The sequence below is a fragment of the Parapedobacter tibetensis genome (assembly GCF_024704835.1).
GTDB classification, from domain to species: Bacteria; Bacteroidota; Bacteroidia; order Sphingobacteriales; family Sphingobacteriaceae; genus Parapedobacter; species Parapedobacter tibetensis.
This window is the reverse complement of the sequence record NZ_JAMXBE010000014.1, coordinates 1-21,342: the sequence shown is the minus strand read 5'-3', so window position 1 is coordinate 21,342 and position 21,342 is coordinate 1. Positions and strand designations below refer to the sequence as shown.

Sequence of the window (21,342 nt, the reverse complement as noted above, 5' to 3'; positions counted from 1 at the left end):
AACAACCATGAAGATAACTGTCGTAGGTGCCGGAGCTGTGGGCGCCACTACTGCTGACAATATTGTCCGTAAGGAGCTTGCCGAAGAAGTCATATTGCTAGACATCAAGGAGGGACTTGCCGAAGGCAAAGCTCAGGATATTTCACAAACTGCCGCATTGCTCGGTTTCGATTCCAAGATTACAGGGGTAACCAACGATTATAGCCAAACAGCGGGCTCTTCAGTAGCCGTCATTACTTCCGGTATCCCGCGCAAACCGGGAATGACCCGGGAAGAGCTTATCGGCACGAATGCAACCATCGTACGTACCGTAGCTGAGAACTTGCTAAAATATTCACCCGAGATCATCCTTGTGGTGGTATCCAATCCGATGGATACCATGACTTACTTGGCGCTGAAAGCCACGGGCTTAGCCAAAAACCGCATTATCGGTATGGGCGGCACATTGGATTCCTCCCGCTTCAGGTACCAGCTGAGCCTACGGCTCGGCGCCTCTCCTGCCGACCTCAATGCCATTGTTATCGGTGGCCATGGTGATACCACCATGATTCCGCTGATCAAGCACGCCACCTGGAACAGCCTGCCGGTGACCGAATTCCTGTCAGAAGAAGAGCAACAACAAATCGTTGCCGACACCATGGTTGGTGGTGCTACGCTTACTAAGCTCATTGGTACTTCGGCTTGGTATGCCCCAGGTGCTTCCAGTGCCGCTGTGGTAGAAAGCATTGTGCGCGACCAAAAGAAACTCTTTACAGCATCCGTTTACCTGGATGGCGAATACGGCCAGCAGGACATCAACCTTGGGGTGCCCGTCATCCTTGGCAAAAACGGGTGGGAGCGCATTCTCGAACTCCCCCTAGACGAAACCGAAAAAGCGGCCTTTACCAAAAGCGCAGATGCTGTACGTACCATGAACAATGTACTGAAAGAAATCGGAACACGCTAAAATCGATGGTTGATGTTCCGTTGACCTTACTGAACTTGCAGGACGATGGCTTCCACCTCTTGTTGGAAGTCGTTGTCTTTGGCAAACCATTCAACGCGGTCTTGGATACCGGTGCGTCCAAGACCGTATTTGACAAGGCTACCGTGGAGGCCTACCTCCACGAGGACATGGAACTGCAGCATACCGACATGGTCTCTACCGGATTGGGAACCACGTCGATGCAAAGTTTTGTGCTCACCGTACCCGACCTCCTGCTGGGTGGCCTCCACCTCAAAAAATTCGAAGTGGCCGTGTTGGATCTATCAACCATCAACTATGCCTACCAGCAGTTGGATATCGACCCTGTTATCGGTGTCATCGGAGGGGATATCCTGAAGCGCTATGGTGCGGTCATCGACTACAGGAAACACATATTGAAACTTCGCGAACGTGTGGTTTACCGTGCCACACGTTCGAAATAGAAAACGCCTTTCTTGTTGGCAATCGCGATATCCAGCAAACCATTTCCGTTAATGTCCTGTACCGCATTGTCCACCCCAACCCCAGAGGCATTGTCGATGATGTGGGGTATCCAGATGGGGGTCTCTCCCGGTACAAATTCCAGCCAGAAAATCACTGGGTCATTCAATTCACCCGGATCGTTTCCCATATGGGCAAAATAACGCATGCCACTCACCAGGTCCAAATTACCATCGCCATTGATATCCACCAAGGACAACGCATGTGTCTGGGAAAAATCACCGGTGATTTCATGGGTATGCCAGGTCGTGTTGCCTTCCTCATCCCGGCCCTGCTCATGCCACCACATCCCAAATCGGTGTGCCGACGAGCTGATGACATCCGGATATCCGTCCCCGTTTACATCCATCACGTGTATCTGGGCACAATCCTCACCAAGGTCAGCTTCATGGAATGTCCAATGCAGCTGCTTGGGGTCGGCTGGCGCTTCCCACCAACCATGCATGGAGACCACATCGCCCCGCCCATCACCATTTACATCGCCGAAACCGAGTCCATGCGAAAAAACATCCGTTCCCGGTGCCCCCCTTTCACTGATTACATGACGTATCCATTCGATATTGCCTTTTTCATCCGGGCATCGGAACCAAACCATCTCCTTTGTATTGGGATCGGCACAGAGGATATCCGGACGGCCATCCCCATCGATGTCGACAAAAGCCGGCGACTCATTAGCGGCTGCTTCGGTGATGACATGTCGTTGCCAGTATCCTCCAGTGTCACCGGGATTCTGGTACCACCAAATCTCCTTACCCGGGAAATCCACCCGGATGTAATCCATCCGCCCATCCTGGTCCACATCGATGGTGAAATTCAACATCGAATTGCTGTAACCTGTAGTTCCATCAAACTTCTGCGGTTCGGGATAGATATCATGGACACGCTCCCAGTCGGGCCCTTCAAACCATCGCGCACCAGCTATGATATCCACGGCACCGTCGTTGTTGACATCTCCGACGGCAACGCCTTCTGAAATGAACTCGGTTGTAAGCGTTGTTTTTGTAAACTTCACTTCTTCTCCACTTACGCCCTGCCTGTGCTGAACCTTACAGGCTGTCATTGCACAAACCAACAACACGCACCCTAGGTATAAAGGGGCAATTTTTCCTGTTTTTATCATTTCCTTATCGTTTTCCATCTGCAATCCTCCTGGCAACAAAATCCTGCAAAACCGGCCATTTGGCTGCTTTTGCCAAATCAGAGGCGCGGTTGGCATCAAGTGCAACCAATGGCTCCAAAGCGTACCACACCATCAACGGTATGTTTTGGTCGCCGGCATCTTCTTCGTGCATGCTCAGGTTCTTGAGGATACCCCACCGGCTGTTCGGTTCCATCCGTTGGAGAGCGGAAGCAAGGTGTAGCCGCACCAATGCCGAGGCATCATCTTTGGCCAGCCGCTCGAAACGGCGCTGTGCATCCGCGGACACATCTTTCGTTTCGGCAAGCAATTGGATTCCCCAGGCACGTATATTTTCATCGTCATGGTCCAGCAAATCCAACAATTGCTTTTCATTAATCCCTCCTGTTACATGCAATGCCCACAATGCGCGCAGTTTCCGGGTGACATCCGGATTGTCACTAAAAATCTTCCACAATCCATCACGCACCGCATCATTGGCCCCTCTTTCCTGTAATAGGAGGCGGCTGTGTACCACATAAAATTCATTTTCATGGAGTTGGTATTCCACCAGCTCCTGATCGGTCTTTTTAGTCAGATCAACGCTTACCCACTTATCCTCCCGGTGGCTGATCCTGAAAATACGGCCCAGGGTCTTATCGTGGACATCCGGATTCGGGCTGTGGCACTGGTTTTTGTCATACCAATCATTCACATACACCGATCCGCTGGGTGCGATCTGGAAATTCAGCCATTGCGACCAAAAATCATTGGTATTGATAAAGTCCTTCCCATGGCTCGCCGTATAACCAGACCCCAATCGTTTGGTGATGTCCATATTTACGCGGAAACCATTGATATTATTCATGAAAATCGCATTCCTATTGATACCCCAGTGTTTGTTCCCCAGGTAAAACATGGCTCCCACATGCGCATGTCCGCCACCTGCGGCGGCAGAGCGGAAATTCCCAGCATGCGGCCCCCTGTCGCCCAACCAGTGCACGTGGTCGGCGATGGTTTTGATATCTTCATAGGTATAGGGATTGAAATGCTCTCCGGCTTGGCGATGGTACCTTCCCCCCTGTATCATGTGAAACAGATGAGGGATCACGCAGACCGTCGCAAATGTATGTCCATGGTCATTGAAATCAATTCCCCAGGGATTGCTCATACCGTGGGAAAAAACTTCAAATTCATGTTTGGTGGGATGAAATCGCCATACACCCGCATTGATCGGTATCCGTTCCTTATCGGGTGCCCCCGGTTTCCCTACATTGGAGTGCGTGAATACCCCCTGTGTTCCGTATAACCAGCCATCGGGGCCCCATTTGAAGGTGTTGAGTACCTCATGGGTATCTTCGTAGGCAAAGCCGTCGAGCAGGATCTGCGGTTCCCCGGCCGGGGCATCCTTTTCCCAATCAACCGGGATAAACATGAGGTATGGTGCGGCACCCAGCCACACCCCGCCAAAACCCAGTGCGATTGCGCTGACCATGTTAAGCTTTTCCATGAAGACTTTCCTGCTATCCAGCACACCATCACCGTTGGTGTCCTCAAAAATCAAAATCCGGTCTCTGCCCTGCCCTTCAGGGGCACGCACCGGATAAGTATGTGCCTCTACAACCCACAACCTACCCCGGTCATCCAGGGTAAACGCGATCGGGCGAATGATATCAGGCTCAGCTGCCGCCAGCGTCACTGAAAAACCGTCGGGAAGTTCCATGACTTTCGCCGCCTCGGCACCCGAAAGCCCTGCATTGGGCACCACGTCTTTCGCCGGAAGGATCACTACGTCGTCAGGCCGTAATTCATTGGCATAGGAAGGCCTTTCCTCGTGGAACCGGAAGTCATCGAACGAAATATGGGCCCAAGGGTTGTCGGCAATGTAAGGGATTTCGGGCACCGTACCGGTTTCGTCGTCAACCAGGCGGATGTATAGCTCTTTATTCCTGTAACGCATGAGATCTACCACGACCGGGCGGAATGCGGCATGTGCCGGATTGCTTGGCTCACTTTCGGTGACATACCCCGAAATCTTAAAAACGACCGTATCCGCAACCGCATCCACGAGCTCTACCCGTAAACCTTCCATGGCGCCCCCCGTTACCTTGAACGATGCCCAAGGGTGCGTCACCTTAAATGATGTTGAAGTAAGCATGCCCGTAGCTTGATAATTCAACGTGCCCCCACTGCTCACATAGTAGTCGCCCGATTGCTTCAGCACCGCACTATCCGGATACCACGGGGCTGGATCGTAGGTCACCGATTTGGGACCAAATGCATTACCCGTTGCCTGCCAGTCCTGCAGGTTGCCGCGCTCGAAACCGAAATTCAGGGGCCTGCCGTCCTTCCGGGGAGAAACACCCCAATTGTCGCTCACTATAGCTGCTTCGAAATCCTCGACGATCTTAAACTGTCCCCGCATGACCATCTGGTGGCCCGGAAGGCTGCAATAGTAAATATCATCTTCCATGGCTTTGAATATGACACTTGTCGTATCACCTTCTTCCAGCATGGTTTCACTTTTGACCCCCGCCTTTTCCAATACGATGTCATGGGCCATCAACTCCCCGTTGATCAGGGAAACTTTCACGCGCTCGCCCTTTTTCGCACGAAGTACGGGATTCATCCTGCCGTCTATGTCGCCACCGATTCCGGTATAGCCAATCATCTTGGCATCCAGTACGTATTCGCGGTCAATTTGCTGTGAATCTGCCGAATCAGAATCGCCGGAACAAGCCGCAACAAACGCAGCAAACAGAAATAAGAAGGCAATGTGGGATAAACGTAAATACATGTTCAATTTGGTTATACTGTAAATGTAATAAAATCTAGGGGTATAATTGTCCATTAAAAGTAGTGGCTATTTCAAAAATAAAGAAGCGGTATCGTCTCAATTTCTTCGTTATTTTGTATCATATTACTTAAAAGATTGATACCATCATGGCCATTCCGTAATGGTCACATCCCTCACCTGGAGCTTCGCTGCCCCGCCGCTGTGGAGCTGGAATGCGATTACACCCGTTGATGGGATATTCGGATCCTTTTCGATATAGTCAGCCGTTTTTACACCATTGATGTAAAGCTCGTGGTGCATGCCATGAACCCGGATAATATAACTGTTCCACCCATCCTCATGAAGGATATGCCGCAGTGTATTCAAATCACCGGGCACCAACAGCCCCCTGCGATGCTCGTCATAAAGATCACCCCAATGGCCCCTTCCGATATCGGCCTGATAACCCACAATATCGTTGTCAACCACTTTCGAACGGTATTGGATCCCACTGTTGATAAAACCGCTTCCGTGGTCACCCGAAAGGCGGAACAGGCACCTGAACTCGAAATCCCCGTATTCCCGGATTGTCCGGAGATAAGTGTTTTTGGGCACCGGGGTCTCTCCATCCCCCCCAGTGATCAGGCTATCCATTACCGACCAATAATGTCCGTCATCGGGATCCACGGATTTCCAGCCTGTCAGCGTCTCCCCATCGAACAGCGCTACCGTTTTGCCCACTCCCCCTTCAGGTTTAGTCTTTTGCTGTGCGCAAGCCGCACAACAGCCGGCCAATATCGTACAACTCAAACCAACACTGCATAGTAGCTTACCGTATGCTAGTATAGTACTCCTAAGGAAAAAAATTATTGCCATTTCTTTACTGTTTTTTATCCACCACATAGCGCATAATGTGGAAAAATAATCAATTTAAACCATTGAACGTTTTATTTTAATCATAAAACCCAATTGGGTTAATCTGCAAAACTACCCATGTCGGCCAATTCAGCCCTCATCAGGAAGACATTGTAAGGCATCCACATGGACATCAGGAAATACAGGTGATCACCGGAAGTCGATAATGGATGGAAGTACGAACCATACAACTGGGCATATTCACTGCCGGCCGCCAATTCATAAGGTTCGCTCCAGGGGCCGACGATATCTACGGCCGTGCGCATGGTTATATTATATCGATCGCCATTGAAATAGGCAACTATCCACTTTTCGTGTTTATCATTATAGATGAAAGATAACTCCCCCACCTTATCGTTTATTAGGATCGTCGCCTGGCTTTCGTCACCTTTTATCCATTGGGCGGTTGAGCTGTTCCAATATTCATAATCATCCGGATTTTCGATGTCGGATTCCCGGAAACGTGCCAAGTACGCAGGGCTATCCCGACCTGTTTCGGTACCCATCATATACACATAGCCATCTTTCTTGAAATAGCCACCTTGTCCGAATTTACTGTTTGACGAGAACACGGCATCTTCGCATTTCGTCCATGTCTGACCATTATCCGTAGATTTGTATATCCCTGAATAATTTGTAACCCACCCTGTCCAATTTCTAATATTGAAATAGTGCACGTAGTCAATCCCGTTTGCCCGGATGGCTGCCGTAGGGATGGATGTCCAGTCGCCATTGCCCGACTGGTCTTTTCCACCATATATAATTTCCCGGGCATTCCCACCGTTACCTGTAACCATACCGCTCAATGAAAGTCCGTCTTCCAGGTTATTGTCATCCGAAAAAGCCAATACATTGCATCGCCAACTCCCCCCATTAGGTCCCGGATTAGCTTGGTTGGGTACAAAATCGCTTCCGAATGTATCGCCAAAAAAAAACCCATACTTCCCTTGTTCCATCTCCCATATGACACCAAGATCAGTCCCGCCCACATTCCATGCTGCCGCCGTATTGTTCGGACTGGGGAAATTTTCGCCTGCCATTGTCCTGCCCGTCACACGGGCTACACGACTAGCACCCCGGATAAAAAATCCCCAACGGTTGTCCACGTTCAAGGAAAGTTCTTTCGATACATTCCCATTTCTATAATAAGCAACCAGCACCAACCTGAAAGATTCCGGATCGGATTGCTGGATGGTGTAATGAAACGCATAGGGCGATGAAAGTTCTTGCCGGCCTATGCGAACCGGGTAATGGTCTCCCCCACTTTTCTTGACCATGATATGATCTATCGCATCGAGATCCACAAAACTCAACACAGTCGATACGACCTTTGTGTGCCTGTCTGGAATAAGGCTGGTTTCCGCAGCGGTTATCTCATCCGTTGGCTCACCAAGCTTATTGCCATCACCTTTGCTACATGCAGCGAACAGATGCGCGCAACAGGCAAAAGCTACACATAGCCTATATTTTTTGATATACCCTAGATTCATCTATCAATTATCACTGAATCTCAAGGACCTCGCCTTCAGAATAGACCCTATCCGGTTTTCCCGTTGCTCGTACATCATCCGTGAGGTACCCCGCTAGCTTAACCACAAACCGGTACGTTTTGTTGGCGTCGATGGCAATGTCACGTGATGTACTTTCGCCATGCACCATGATTATTTCCCTGTAGACCCCATTCTCTACTTTTTGTATGCTCACCTCTAGGGGCCTTCTAAAGCCAGCCGAGATACTTTCGGGTATTTCCCATGTCAATGTGACTAAATCCCCCTGTCTGGAGTATGCCAAATTTTTCACGTTGGGCAAGGAATAGCCAAACTCCTTATAATCGATAATATCCCTATCGTAGCAACCTACCAACAAGATGGCGCTGAGCGCTACACCAACTACATGAACTAACTTTACCATGATTTCGATGTTTTCTGTTAATATCCCACATTCTGTGTATAATTACCTTTTGCCCAATTGATTTGGGCTTGTGGTATGGGGAAATATTCATCACGCCCGGCGGTAAAGCGTGCGATGCCCATCCACGGAAACCTGTTTTTTTCAACGGCAAAATAGTCATTCATCGTTTGCGTCAAAATCCCCCAACGCTGCAGGTCAAAGAAGCGGCGTCCTTCACCGGCCATTTCAAGGCGGTTTTCCCATTGCAATGCTTTCCACGCAAAATCCTTATCCCATGTACAGTTTATGCCCGGCTTGTATGGTTCAATTTTATAATTCAATACAGGCGACCCATCTTTTTTCACTAAACGGCCCGTACTGTTCGCGGCTCTTTCACGAATCTTGTTGATCAACCCCAAGGATTCGTTCCACCGATCCAACTGGATAAGCACTTCCGCTTTCCACAGTAACACCTCATCGTACCTGATCATCTGCTTGTTCATCGAATTAAACTGCCACCCATCGTATAATAAACAATTGCAATCCGGCGGCACCAACTCCTTTACGGATTTCAGGTAACCGTATTCAGCACCATTTCGGATTCCGGCTGTTTCAAACAGCAGATTGGGGTTATATTTCCAAGGCTGTCCGGGGGCGACCGCCGTATGGCTGAAACGTGGGTCGAACGTATTCTGGCCAAAAAACGCATCATCTCCATCGGCATAGCTGCCGTTGTTGTAGGTATCGAACAGCGGTAGCCCATCAGGTCCGGTTTTAAAAGCACTACCCATATTATAGCTTATATGGTGGAATCCACAGCATTGGAATCCACCCCACTGGAATGGATGGTTCAATCCCTCTCCCCTGTTTATTTTCCCTCCCGTTGAGCTGCCGTCGTCAATGGAATACTGTATTTCCCAAATTGATTCCTTCGTATTATTGTCAAAAGCGATATCAAAATTATCGGCGAAATCAGCTTGTAGACCAACCTTTGCCCCTTCCTGGTCGGTTAACTTATCCAGATAAACCAACGCTTCGGTCAGCCGCTCCATATTGATGTTTACCACGCTATTCCTGTCGTCCTGCTCGTATGCCATAAACAGCAGTGTTCTCGCCACCATTGCCGTTGCTGCATTCTTGTCTACCCTTCCTTTCTTCGGCTGGATTTCCGGCAGTAGCACTTCCGCTTCTTTAAAATCAGCCAAAATACGTTCCCATAAATATTGGTCGTTGGGTCGGTCCCGTTCCCTGTTAGGGACCGCTTCAAACTCAGCCGAGGTTCCTACCACATGTTCATCGATATAGGGGATATACTTGAAAAACTGTTTGAGCCTGAAATGGGTGAAAGCCCGGATAAACGTCACTTCACCGATCCGGGCATTTTTTTGCGGAAATTCCTCTTCCGTGATGTTCTGCAACTTTTGGATCGCGGTATTGCACCGCTGTATGATCTGGTAGGATACATACCAGGGATAATCGAGCGGCCATCCGTTTGGCGTTACGCCGACAAACGTCTCCATGAAGTGCCAACCGTCGCCGTCCCATGTCCCGCCCCCTCCTTTATAGGAGTCGTCAGACCGCATCGAACCTGTCCACCAAGGTGAAAAGGGCGAATCAAATGACGGGATGTCTGTCATCCTGGCATAAGCCGCTGACACAAAACCTTCCATATCACTTGGTTTTGTTAGCAGCGACTCGTCCAATACTTGTTTGGGTGCCACATTAAGCGAATCAGCACAACCTATCGCCGTCAACGTGAGCGCGAAGGAAAATATGAAGAATTTAAACTTTTCCATGGTAAAAAAATTTAGAAGGTAACGTTAAGTCCAAGGGTCGCAAAAAAAGGCGTCAAGTAGCCATAGCCCGGCATCTCCGGATCAAAACTGGTAAATCTGTCCTTACCCCAGTTCTTTTTAAGTGTCAGCACATTACGCGCTGAGGCATATACCCGCAAATGCTGCATCATCATCTTATTCGACACGGCGCTCGGAAGTGTGTAGCCAAGCTCTATGTTTCTCAATTTCAGGTAAGACCCGTCTTCCACGAAATAGCTGGAAAAACGATGTTCCGCATTTTGTGTTGAATTGGATATGGCGGGGATATCGGCGCTTGGGTTATCGAAAGACCATGCATCTAAAATCCGGTTAGGGTGGTTTTTATGTGCCGGAACGGTGATGTTCCATAAATCGGATTCTCGTTTCCAAATGTTGTCTACTTTATTGCCGAAAACACCTTGGAAAAACACATTCATATCAAAATTGCGATAATTGAGGTCAAAGGTGATTCCCCCAAAGAAATCCGGATCCATGATTCCGATATATGCCCGATCATGCAACTCCTGCACTATACCATTGCCATCCAGGTCTTTATAGCGGATACGACCAATGGCTTTCCCCGGTTGCTCGGCATGGCTGTCGACCTCTTCCCGTGTTTTGAATATGCCATCCGCCACTAAACCATATAGGATATTAGGTGTTCTGCCCAGGACAAGATCATGAACGCCATCACCCGGATATTTGTTGATCACATTCTCCGGGAGGCTAACTATTTTGGTTTTGTAGGTGCCTACATTGGCCGAAATGGCATATTGGAATGCATGCCTCGGATCGTTGCGATACCCAATCTCGAATTCAATCCCCCGGTTATTCATATCTGCACCATTGATCCAGGGCTCACCACCCTCACCCATCGCCGCGATGTAGGGTGTCTGGACCAAAATATCCCTTGTTTTCTTGAAATAATAGCCTAGCGAACCGTTTATCCGATTATCCAACAAACCGAAATCTACCGCTACGTCGGTTTGTGTGGTTGTTTCCCATTTCAGATCCGGATTACCCAACCAAGTCCGTCTATAACCCGAGTACAAGGGTCCGGTTTCATTCCCTTCTATCGGATAGGACGTCCCGAAATAGTCCGTTGTAAACGGCGTTGAGGTATAGCCACGGGGGAGGCCTTGCACACTTCCGTTTGTGCCCCAACCCGCTCGTATTTTAAGGTCAGATATGACCTCATGGCGCTGCATAAAAGGTTCGCTACTGATCCGCCATCCGGCCGAAAATGCCGGAAATACCGCATATCGGTTGTTTGCGCCGAAGAGGGATGAACCGTCGCGGCGCAGCGTGGCAGAGAACAAATACTTTTGGTTATAAACGTAGTTAGCTTTACCGAAAAGGGAGAAATAGACGTATTCATCCGCTGAACTGCCAAGTGAATATTTCGTACCCGTCGTCACACCGATATGGGCAAAATCCCGGTCTTCAAGGTAAATACCCTCCCTTCTTGCTGAAAATCCTTCCTGCACAAACCGTGTATATTCGACACCGGCCACGGCATCCAGGCTATGCCTGTCCGTGCTCATACTATAAGACAGGGTATTGGTCCACACATAGCTTAACGGATGGGACTGGCTGTTTCCTACATAATTTTCTCCATCGCTGTTCCTGCCTCCGGTTTCAGACCAAAGCTTATCCACATTCCGGTTGTAAGCGTTTCCGTAGTCAACCCCGAATTGTGTACGGGCCGATAAGCCGTTCCAGATGGTAAGATCAGCAAAGACATTTCCGATTATTTTCACATAATTGCTGATGTTACCTTTGCTATCGGTCAGGACCCGTATCGGATTCGTGAAATCGTCAAACCCTGCAGCTCCGGCCCATCCTCCGTTTATGTCATAAACAGGAACGGCTGGGGGGTTAATCAAGGCCCAACGCATTTCATTCCCGTCCTTATACTGCAAATAAGATACTGCCAGATTTTCGCCTATTTTCAACCGGTTATTGATCAAATTGTACTCCGTATTCGTACGTATCGAATACTGCCTGAAGAAGGTGTGAATCTGTGTCCCTTCATTATCGTAATAGCCCAAGGAGAACAAACTTCTTGATCGCTCCGTTCCGCTGGATATCGTCAGTTGATGGTTAGTCATCATCGCCGGTTGGAGTAGTTCACCCAACCAGTCTGTGTCAGATCCCCTCACGGTTTGCTCCGGGTTGAGCCATTCCGCAGGTTTCACCGCATCCAATACAGGCCTTCCGTTGGCATCCCGATGCCACGTGAAATCATAGGTGCCGGGCAACGAAATGGGTATGCCATACACTGCTTCATCGTATGCATATGCCCGGAACGTGGCGACCCCGTATTGTTCGGCATTCATCAATGTGGGTTTATCAATTACTTTGCTCAACGCAACACTGCCATTGTATTCAACTTTAGTTTGGCCGACCTTTCCCTTTTTCGTTTGGATCAATATCACACCTCCGGAAGCCCTTGCCCCGTATATACTAGCTGAGGCTGCGTCCTTCAATACCTGAATGGATTCAATATCTCCTGCGTTTATGTCCCGCAGATTTAGGTTCTCGGTCGGCATCCCATCCAGCACGATCAAGGGCCTGACTTCTCCGGATAAGGATGAGAGCCCCCTGATCTGTACGTTCACACCTTCTGAAGGGTTACCCCCATTTGTTGTGATGTGTACGCCGGCGAGCTTGCCCTGGAGGGATTTCATGGCATTTGCCGAAGGATTCTTCTCGATGTCACTTGCCGTTGCCATCGCGATCGAGCCGGTAAGATCGGCTTTCCGCTGGGTCATGTACCCGATGTATACTTCCGAAAGCATGGTTTCGTCATTCGTCATCACCACATCGATCACGGTTAAATCGTTAACAAAGCGTTCTACCGTTTTTTTACCCGTATAAGAGAACACGAGTATGGCTTCATCTGAGGCGACATTGATCTCATATCTTCCTGCATGATTAGTAACCGTCCCCGCCGTGGTGCCTTTAACATGAACACTTACGCCAACCAGCGGCTCATTTGTCCCCTCTTCCATGACCTGTCCCCGTACTATTTTGCCCTGTCGGGCCCCATGAGCCCCCATTGTAGCATTGGAATGAACAGCAATACCTAAGAGCAGGCAGGTTAACAGGATTTTGTCCATTGCATAAAAAAAACTTTTCATGTCGATAATTTATAATCGGTTTATACTGACGATACCCGCGTATTGGAGTACGATAAGTATCGGTTAGCATTTAATTTATATGCCAGATACGGATGCAATTCGTTCTTAATTGGTTAGTATATATTGCCTTTGCGTTAAAACAAAAGTAGACAACACCAAGTCTACCGCAAACCTATTAGGCAACCAATAACGACTGTATTTTACCATAAATGTTAAAGTAACACCATAAAAACAAGAATAATAGTATAACTTTATCGTTTTTATACTTAACTTACGCTACGCACAGCAAGTAATCGAGGATATGGAAACATTCAAGAAAACGGCCGTCCAGAAAACAAGGATACCTGAGTCGAAAATTTTTTTCGTCCGGGAATTAAGCGACAAGCATTTTGACGCAACATGGCATGCCCACCAGGAGTGCCAACTTTTCATGGTTCTCGAGGGAACGGGCACCCGGTTCATCGGCAATACGGTCAAATACTTTTCCAGGGGGGATTTGACACTGCTAGGGCCCAACATACCTCACCTTTGGCGGAGTGACGATATGTATTTCGACCTCCATTCCGATGCACATTCGCATGGGTTGGTTATCTATTTCAATATGGATTCATTAAGTCCCCTAAGCGATAAGGACGAACTGGCCCAGATCAAGACCTTATTTACCAAGATGCGTTGCGGCATGGAGATATACGGTTCGACGGTAGCGCAAACCCAACAGCTTATGCACGAAATCCTGCACATGCATGGGATAGCTAGCATTATCCAGTTGTTCAAGATCTTGGATTTGCTGTCGAACACAAAGGATTACCACTTGTTGCATGACGATATGTACAACTACCCGCTGAAAGATGCGGAAACGAACCGCATCAACCTCATTTACAATTATGCGGCCAAACATTTCAGGAAAAAAATCCCACTGGAAGAGGTTGCCGCATTGCTCAATATGACCCCGACTTCCTTTGCCAGGTATTTCACCATGAAAACCAGCAAGTCATTTTCGTACTTCCTGATGGAACTCCGTATACGGCATGCGTGTAAACACCTCACTACCGATGAAGCGAAAAGTATTGCACAAATTTGTTACGAATCCGGGTTCAATACCCTATCCAATTTCAACAAACAATTCAAGACTTATATGGGGATGACACCGAAGGAATACCGGCAGAAATTCCAGTTACTCTGACATGGCGGTTCAACCATGGTAATGCCCCACGGTATTTCGCAGTGTGCCAATGGAATCAATTGCGATGACCACTTCATCACCCACCTTCAATGTGAAATCATTGGGAGGCACCAAACAAGTACCCGTCATCAGGTAACTACCATAGGTAAAATTGCATTCCCGATAAAGGTAGTCTGCCAATTCGGTCAACGAACGCTTCATCCGGCTGATTTTAACGGAATCACGGTACATGGGCTCACCGCTCCGAATAATTTCCATTTCAATTAATGTATTCGGGTCAATCGATGTTTTAGGAACATACAGGCACGGCCCTAGTGCCGCGCTGCGTTCATAAATTTTGGCTTGCGGTAGATATAACGCATTTTCCCCCTCAATGCTCCTGGAACTCATGTCATTTCCCACGGTATATCCCTGAATAGTTCCGAATGAATTGATGAAAAGGGTCAATTCCGGTTCAGGTACATTCCACGTGGAATCCTTTCGGATATTCACGGGTTGCCCATGCCCCGATACGCGATGAGGCAATGCTTTGAAAAACAATTCAGGTCGATCCGCATGATAAACGTTATCATAGAGGTCGGCACCTCCGGAGTCCTTAGCCTCCTCCATACGTGCCTCCATACTTCGGAAATACGTTACCCCTGCTGCCCATACCTCTTGGGAACTGATGGGGGGCAACAGTCCATTGGCTATCCAATCAACCGCATCCTTCTCGCTAACTGGCTTAAACGACTCGATGCCATTGCTGAGGTAGTCATGAAGCCCATCCCTGTTGACTAATTCGTCCCAGTTTTGGTGGACGATGTAATAACTATCTTCCGTTTGGAGCAGATTCCCCCGTATTGTCTTATATAACTTCATGGTTTATCCTATTTGCAAATCACGAAAAATCTATTCCAACCCATATTTCATACCACGATTACAAAGTAAATACAATTCCCTATCCATTACTTAAATAATATTTGCAAATACCTATGATATATTATCATAGGGTGCTGGCCTATACTTAAAGATGATAATTGCTGCTAATGGGGAATGTATAAACATAAGAAAACCTAACAGGCTTTCTGGGCCCGTTAGGTTTATATTTAGGAAGATCAAATCAAATCAATTCTCAATCACGAAAAATTCCACGCGCCTATTCCATTGATGTTCTTCTTCAGTACATTTCACCCCTTTGGCACAATGATTGGCCAATTTGGTGAAGCCGTAACCTTTGGCAACCAGGCGATCTCTGCTGATACCCCCTGAAACCAAGTACTCGATGGCTGAATCTGCCCTTCTTTGCGACAACTTCATGTTGTAAGCCTGTGTTCCTCTAGAGTCGGTATGTGCACTTAGTTCGATTTTCACCTTCGGGTCGCTATTTAAGAAAGCTAAGATCTTGTCCAATTCCAGTGCCGCATCTGGTCGGATATCCGCCTTGTCGAAATCGAAATAGATATTACGCAAAACAACCACTTCATCTTTTTCCACCGGGTCAAGGAAGATATCTTTTTGTACCGTCATTGTTTTGGTTATCCCTTTTGTGGTGAACGCTAAGGGTGTAGCTTCCCTGAATCCCGTCTGCTCAGCTGTGATTTGGTAATCTGTTTCTTCCGCGAGATTAAACTTGAACTTTCCATCACTACCCGCGTTTAATACCACCGCATTTGCTTCATCGCCTGCAGGTGTAAGGGTCACCTTAGCACCGGATATAGGCAGTTTGCTTCTTGAGTTGTATACCCCGCCGACCAAATCAAGCTGAATTCGTTTATCGAGGTTGAACCAATAGATGTCATCGGCTCCAGATCCACCTTTTCTGTTGGAAGCGAAATAACCCTCCGTTTCCTTGTCGAAACGGATAGAAAAATCATCATAAGGTGAGTTGAACGGGTAGCCCAAATTCGATACCTGCGGCTGACCACTTCCTTTGTCCAGTTTATAAACATCCAGTCCGCCCATTCCCAGGTGGCCATCAGATGAGAAATAAAAGTCCCCTTGGTCATCAATTGTTGGAAAACGCTCGTCGCCAGTGGTATTGACTACACTCCCCATATTGGCAGCATCTCCCCAAGCACCATCTGTCTGACGAACCACGTAGTATATATCAGTGCCCCCTTGTCCGCCTGGCATATCGGATGTAAAGTATAAGGTATCCCCAGAAGGGCTCAGGAATGGATCGCCCACCGACCATTCGGTGATATTATTATAACGGAAAGGTGTCGCTTGCTCACCCCAATTAGCCGTATCTAACGTGTTGGAGAAAATCTCAATATTGACTGTCACATCCCTTCCCGCTTTCCTTTTTTCTTCCCTATCAGGTTTCCTGGTTACCGCAAAATAAACCTCATTTCGTTCCGTAGAAAATGTCGCTGGGCCGAAGTGGTTGGCTCCATCGCCCCATTTAGCGTCCACCTTGTCGACTACCTTATCTTTAGCCGAATACATAGACAAATACGGGTTTCCGGTCCATCCATAAATAACATCGGATTTGACTGCACCACTAAACCGGTCTGAGGCAAAATAAAGGCCATCAGGTCCCTTGGTTGCACCAAACTCCGCTTGGGCACTGTTCAGGTATTTCTCATTCCTCACTTCCACGGCTTTTATGGGGTTTTCAAGCCACACCATTGCCGAGTCGCATGAGGCATAGAGCACTTTCAGCTCTTCAGCTAATGCCCCCCCATCATCTTTCAATGCCGCACGTTGGTATTGGGCCTTTGCCTCTCTAAATTTGGAATTGTTGCGAAGCACGTGTCCGTATTGCAGGATATGATCGATTTTGGCATCGTCATGGTTGGCCAATTTTGCATACCATGTTTCGGCTTCACCATAATTACGGATATTAAAATATGACTCCGCAAGGCGCTCAACCGTTTTAATGTCTGCCTTAGCATCATAAGCCTTTTGGTACAATTCAATCGCCTTAATGAAATTAAAGGATTCGAATTCACGATCAGCGGACTTCAAAAGGGAGTACTGTGCCTGAAGAGGAAGAACTGCCAGCAGACAAAGTCCGAAAATCAGGTTAATCTTATTGTCAAAAATTCTCATAGGTCAATATTGTTTATAACTTCTCAGCATGGGTTAATCCGGAAATCCTGAAAATTAAAAGTACCGCGGCGTACGTACTCGTTGTGTACCCTTGTTTAAGGTATACCCCAACGATATCTCGTGTGTGCTACCTACTTGATTGTGTATCCTACTTAATGCGTAATCGAAGGAATAGCCAATCCTGAACTGGCCGCCGGCAATAAATTCAGCCAGCGCAATGATGGAATTTGGACGGGAAAGATCACTTGATAGTTTATCGCCACTTGATAGTGCGGTTCGGTAGGATACCCCAAAAGTAATCTGCTCAGCAAAAATGACCGCAGCATTTAAATCGGTTGTCCAAGCCCTCGTTACCGCATTATTCGCATTCTTGACCATAATGGAAGGTTTAAATAACATATCACTTGCAATGGGCACAATTCCGCCTACATTGATGTAGTATTGGGTGATTGGCGGAATACGGGTACTTCCATTATCTTCATTAAACAACAAACGAGAAATCAGGTTATCGACCCCAACACCTGCGAAAAAGGTATTATTGGAATAGTAAACACCAAACCGCGCATCCGGTAGAAACGAATTTTCGATGTTCACGGCCTCGGGATCTTGCGTCCTAGCATCTGCGTTATCAAACCCAGAATGGATTACACCCAATCCGAGACCGAACGACAGCCGATCTTCAGGATCCCAACCTACACGCAGGCGGTATGCGTAATTTGCATAAGCGTAGATACGTTTTTCCAAACCTACGCGGTCGCTCATGATATTCAACCCAAGTCCCACATTATCACTGGCAGTACGCATATCCGCCGCCAAAGCCAACGTACGCGGGCCATCGGGTATACCCGTCCATTGCGACCGATAATACGTATGCAAATTCACCGGTCCGCGATAGCCTGCATACGCGGGGTTGATGTACAACCCGTTAAACATATACTGGCTATACTGCGCTACTTGCTGGGCAAAAGCAGGAGCGGTTGAGGCTAATATCAGCAGTAGAAAAAAATACTTCTTCATGTCTTTATCTTTTATTGGATGTTGGTCAAATCAGCTTCTTCTAATTAATGACCTGCTGGGAATATTTACCCAGCAGGGCATCCTTTTTTAGCGGTTCGTCACTCGTATAAGGGCTACGGCGCCTTTGTAGGTTTGCCATTCGCCATTGTCATTGCGAACCCGCAAAATATAGTAGTATGTACCTTCGCTAAGTGAACCACCATCCCAATCGTTGTTGTAGTTTGTGCTCTTGTACACCTGGTTGCCCCATCTGTTGAGCACCAACAGCTCTCTACTTGAATACTGCAGGAGGTTCCTGATGACAAAGCGGTCATTGAGTCCATCACCATTAGGTGTAAACAGATTCGGAATCACCAATATGGCGTCGACCGGAACTGGATCGATCTCATCCTCATCATCAGGATCCTCATCATCAGGATCCGTACCTGGACTCCAAACTGCGATGCCATTGGTAATGGTTCCGACAGCCGTTTCAGCTACCATGGCAGTCACCTTAACCACGATGGTCGATTGCGGTGCCATCACTCCTGTTGTTGTGATGGTCGCATCGTTACCAGTTCCGGCTATGGTGGCCGCACCGGATACAATCTCGTATCCTGTGATGGTCACTCCGGCACCTGGCCGTTCTTCGAGCGCGATCAGTTCATCGGCTTCGATGGCCAACGGCCCGTTGTTGGTAATGGTCACCGTAAAGGTGGTAGCCTGTCCTGCTTGTACCAACGACTGGTCAGCAGCCTTATCAATGCTCAAGGTATATGGAGCATCTACCGGAATATCAGGTGTCTGGTCCTCATCGTCCTCATCATCCGTATCTGGATCCTTATCAGGTCCCCAAACCGCTATGCCATTGGAAACTGTTTGTCCAGCGCTGGCCGTGACATCAGCATTCACCGTTATGACGATGGTTTCATCAGCAGCTATCGCTGCAGTAGCGGTCAGTATAGCACTGTTACCCGTTCCTGCCACCGTTGCATTGCTTGAAGTCACTTCGTATCCTGTAATAGTCAGGCCGTCGCTTGGCCGTTCTCCCAGGCTGATGGTTTTGCCCACCGCGATGGTAGACGGCCCTTCATTGGTAACGGTCACTGTAAAGCTGGTACTACCACCGGCAGTTACGCGTTGCTGATCGGCAACCTTAGTAATACTCAATGTATGCCTTGGATCCACAGGAATTTCCGGTGTTTCCGTTTCATCATCTGGGTCACCATCATCAGGATCTTTATCAGGACCCCAAACCGCTATACCATTGGTGATCGTTCCTTCTGCATCATCAGCAATAGCAGCGGTAATCTTCAAGACAATGGTACCTTGGACAGGCAATACTGCTGTGGTGGTTACCGCAGCCTCATTACCTGTACCGCTTACCGTAGCACTTCCGCTGATGACCTCGTAACCCGTGATGGTTACTCCTTCACCTGGACGCTCTACCAAGCTGATTACCTCACCATTGGCGATCAACGAAGGCCCTTCATTGGTGACGGTCACCGTAAAGCTTGTATTGGTACCCGCTTGTACACGGTCTTGATCGGCTACTTTCGTAATGCTCAGCAGACGGTCAGGATCAACCGGTATTTCAGGTGTGTCGTCTTCATCATCTGGATCTGTATCCGGATCCTTATCAGGACCCCATACGCTGATTCCGTTGGAGATGGTTGAAGGCGCATCGGCATCAACATCTGCGGTAACTTTCACGATAATCGTACCGCCTACGGCAATCTTACCTGTGGTTGTCAACACCGGCATATTGCCGCTTCCAGCTATAGTAGCCGCACCCGAGGTCACCTCGTAACCGGTAATGGTGAGACCCTCGCTTGGACGCTCAGTTAAATTGATGTCTTTACCGACCTCAATGACTGAAGGACCGTTGTTTGTTACGGTTACCGTGAAGGTGGTACTCGTACCGGCTTTTACGCGGTTCTGATCAGCCACTTTCGTGATACCCATAGTAGACTCGCGGTCAACTGGGATTTCTGGGGTATCGTCTTCATCGTCTGGATCTTCTGTTTCCGGATCCTTATCTGGTCCCCATACGTCAACACCATTGGTAATCGTAGCTGGAGCATCGGCATCGATGTCGGCCGTGATACGTATCACAATGCTTTCACCGGTTGCCACAGTACCCGTTGTCGTTACCGCCGCACTGTTGCCAGTTCCAGACACCGTTGCACTACCAGAAACCACTTCGTAACCGGTAATGGTCACGCCTTCACTTGGGCGTTCTCCCACACTGATGATTTCACCTTCTTGGATGGTACCTGGACCATTATTAGTGATCGTCACCGTGAAGCTTGTGCTTTCGCCTGCTACTACGCGTTCTTCATCGGCTACCTTCGTAATCGACAGCTCCATATCGCAGAACACCGTCGTGAAGGTAACAACTGTACGGTCGACCTCAGCGGTTTCACAAACGCCGTCGCCGCTTACACCAACACGATACGTATACGTACCTGGGGCAAGGACACCAAGATTGAGTGTACCATCCGCACCACCGGCAACCATGTCGCCATTGGCATCATACCAGTGGAATACTGGATTGGTTATGGTGCTACTGGCACTTAGCATTGCTGTAAGAACCGTTTCATCCGTAGGATCGATACAGATATCCTCGCTTGGATCGACTCCGTTAACTAGGACATCCGCGATATCCTCAGGCGTAGCCGATGGGTTGATCGTGAAGGTAACCGTCTTGCGGTCGCCCTCGGCGCTCTCGCACACACCGTCGCCACTAACACCCACGCTGTAGGTATAAGTGCCCGGCATCAGTTCGCCGAGGTTCAAGGTACCGTTTGCACCACCGGCAACCATGTCGCCGTTCGTGTCGTACCAGTGGAACACCTCGTTTTCAATCGTGCTGGTCGCACTCAGCGTGGCCGTCAATACGACTTCCTCACCAGGCATCAGGCACAATGGATCGACGGGATCAACCCCGTTGACCACTACGTCCGCGATGTCGGCTTCGGTAGCGGCATCGTTGATCGTGAAGGTA

Annotated in this window: 14 protein-coding genes; 3 read left to right on the top strand and 11 right to left on the bottom strand. The window is 48.4% G+C overall.

Annotation, left to right across the window (positions count from 1 at the left end; genetic code table 11):
• Window positions 1-7: 7 nt before the first annotated feature.
• Entirely contained in the window at window positions 8-946 is a 939-nt protein-coding gene (locus NF543_RS19380) for a malate dehydrogenase (protein WP_257669940.1), read from the top strand.
• 5 nt (window positions 947-951) lie between these two features.
• Window positions 952-1,407, top strand: a complete 456-nt coding sequence (locus tag NF543_RS19375) for an aspartyl protease family protein (protein WP_257669941.1) — start codon at window positions 952-954, stop codon at window positions 1,405-1,407.
• On the opposite strand, the gene NF543_RS19370 is transcribed toward NF543_RS19375, so the two are convergent.
• The 7 genes from NF543_RS19370 to NF543_RS19340 form a co-directional block, all read right to left on the bottom strand.
• A complete protein-coding gene (locus tag NF543_RS19370; RefSeq protein WP_257669942.1) occupies window positions 1,383-2,603 on the bottom strand; it encodes an FG-GAP repeat domain-containing protein in 1,221 nt (406 codons plus the stop codon). The two genes, NF543_RS19375 and NF543_RS19370, sit on opposite strands and share 25 nt — an antisense overlap.
• A complete protein-coding gene (locus NF543_RS19365) occupies window positions 2,590-5,379 on the bottom strand; it encodes a PVC-type heme-binding CxxCH protein (RefSeq protein WP_257669943.1) in 2,790 nt (929 codons plus the stop codon). The genes NF543_RS19370 and NF543_RS19365 overlap by 14 nt, the downstream gene beginning before the upstream one ends.
• A gap of 144 nt (window positions 5,380-5,523) precedes the next feature.
• The gene (locus tag NF543_RS19360; protein ID WP_257669944.1) at window positions 5,524-6,234 is read right to left on the bottom strand and encodes a 3-keto-disaccharide hydrolase; all 711 of its coding nucleotides are present in this window, start codon (window positions 6,232-6,234) and stop codon (window positions 5,524-5,526) included.
• A 98-nt stretch (window positions 6,235-6,332) separates the two neighbouring features.
• Window positions 6,333-7,763 carry a glycoside hydrolase family 183 protein gene (locus NF543_RS19355; RefSeq protein WP_257669945.1) on the bottom strand — a complete coding sequence of 477 codons (1,431 nt, stop codon included), beginning with the start codon at window positions 7,761-7,763 and terminating at the stop codon, window positions 6,333-6,335.
• Between the two features lie 10 nt (window positions 7,764-7,773).
• Window positions 7,774-8,184: a DUF4945 domain-containing protein gene (locus NF543_RS19350; protein WP_257669946.1), complete on the bottom strand. Its 411-nt coding sequence runs from the start codon at window positions 8,182-8,184 to the stop codon at window positions 7,774-7,776.
• A 17-nt stretch (window positions 8,185-8,201) separates the two neighbouring features.
• Window positions 8,202-9,959: a RagB/SusD family nutrient uptake outer membrane protein gene (locus NF543_RS19345; RefSeq protein WP_257669947.1), complete on the bottom strand. Its 1,758-nt coding sequence runs from the start codon at window positions 9,957-9,959 to the stop codon at window positions 8,202-8,204.
• An 11-nt stretch (window positions 9,960-9,970) separates the two neighbouring features.
• Window positions 9,971-13,120 (bottom strand): SusC/RagA family TonB-linked outer membrane protein, encoded by a 3,150-nt coding sequence (locus NF543_RS19340; RefSeq protein ID WP_257669948.1) that lies wholly within the window; start codon window positions 13,118-13,120, stop codon window positions 9,971-9,973.
• Between the two features lie 301 nt (window positions 13,121-13,421).
• Between NF543_RS19340 and NF543_RS19335 the strand changes: the two genes are divergently transcribed.
• Window positions 13,422-14,303 carry an AraC family transcriptional regulator gene (locus NF543_RS19335; protein WP_257669949.1) on the top strand — a complete coding sequence of 294 codons (882 nt, stop codon included), beginning with the start codon at window positions 13,422-13,424 and terminating at the stop codon, window positions 14,301-14,303.
• 9 nt (window positions 14,304-14,312) lie between these two features.
• Here NF543_RS19335 and NF543_RS19330 read toward each other — a convergent pair whose 3' ends face one another.
• From NF543_RS19330 to NF543_RS19315, 4 genes are all read right to left on the bottom strand, one after another.
• Window positions 14,313-15,164, bottom strand: coding sequence for a fumarylacetoacetate hydrolase family protein (locus NF543_RS19330; protein ID WP_257669950.1), 852 nt, complete (start codon window positions 15,162-15,164; stop codon window positions 14,313-14,315).
• Between the two features lie 246 nt (window positions 15,165-15,410).
• Complete coding sequence (locus NF543_RS19325; protein WP_257669951.1) at window positions 15,411-17,339, bottom strand: OmpA family protein; 1,929 nt, start codon at window positions 17,337-17,339, stop codon at window positions 15,411-15,413.
• A gap of 54 nt (window positions 17,340-17,393) precedes the next feature.
• On the bottom strand, window positions 17,394-18,356 hold the full coding sequence (locus NF543_RS19320; RefSeq protein ID WP_257669952.1) for a PorP/SprF family type IX secretion system membrane protein: 963 nt from the start codon (window positions 18,354-18,356) through the stop codon (window positions 17,394-17,396).
• An 87-nt stretch (window positions 18,357-18,443) separates the two neighbouring features.
• Window positions 18,444-21,342: T9SS type B sorting domain-containing protein (locus NF543_RS19315; protein WP_257957534.1), on the bottom strand; the 2,899-nt coding region annotated here is incomplete at its 5' end.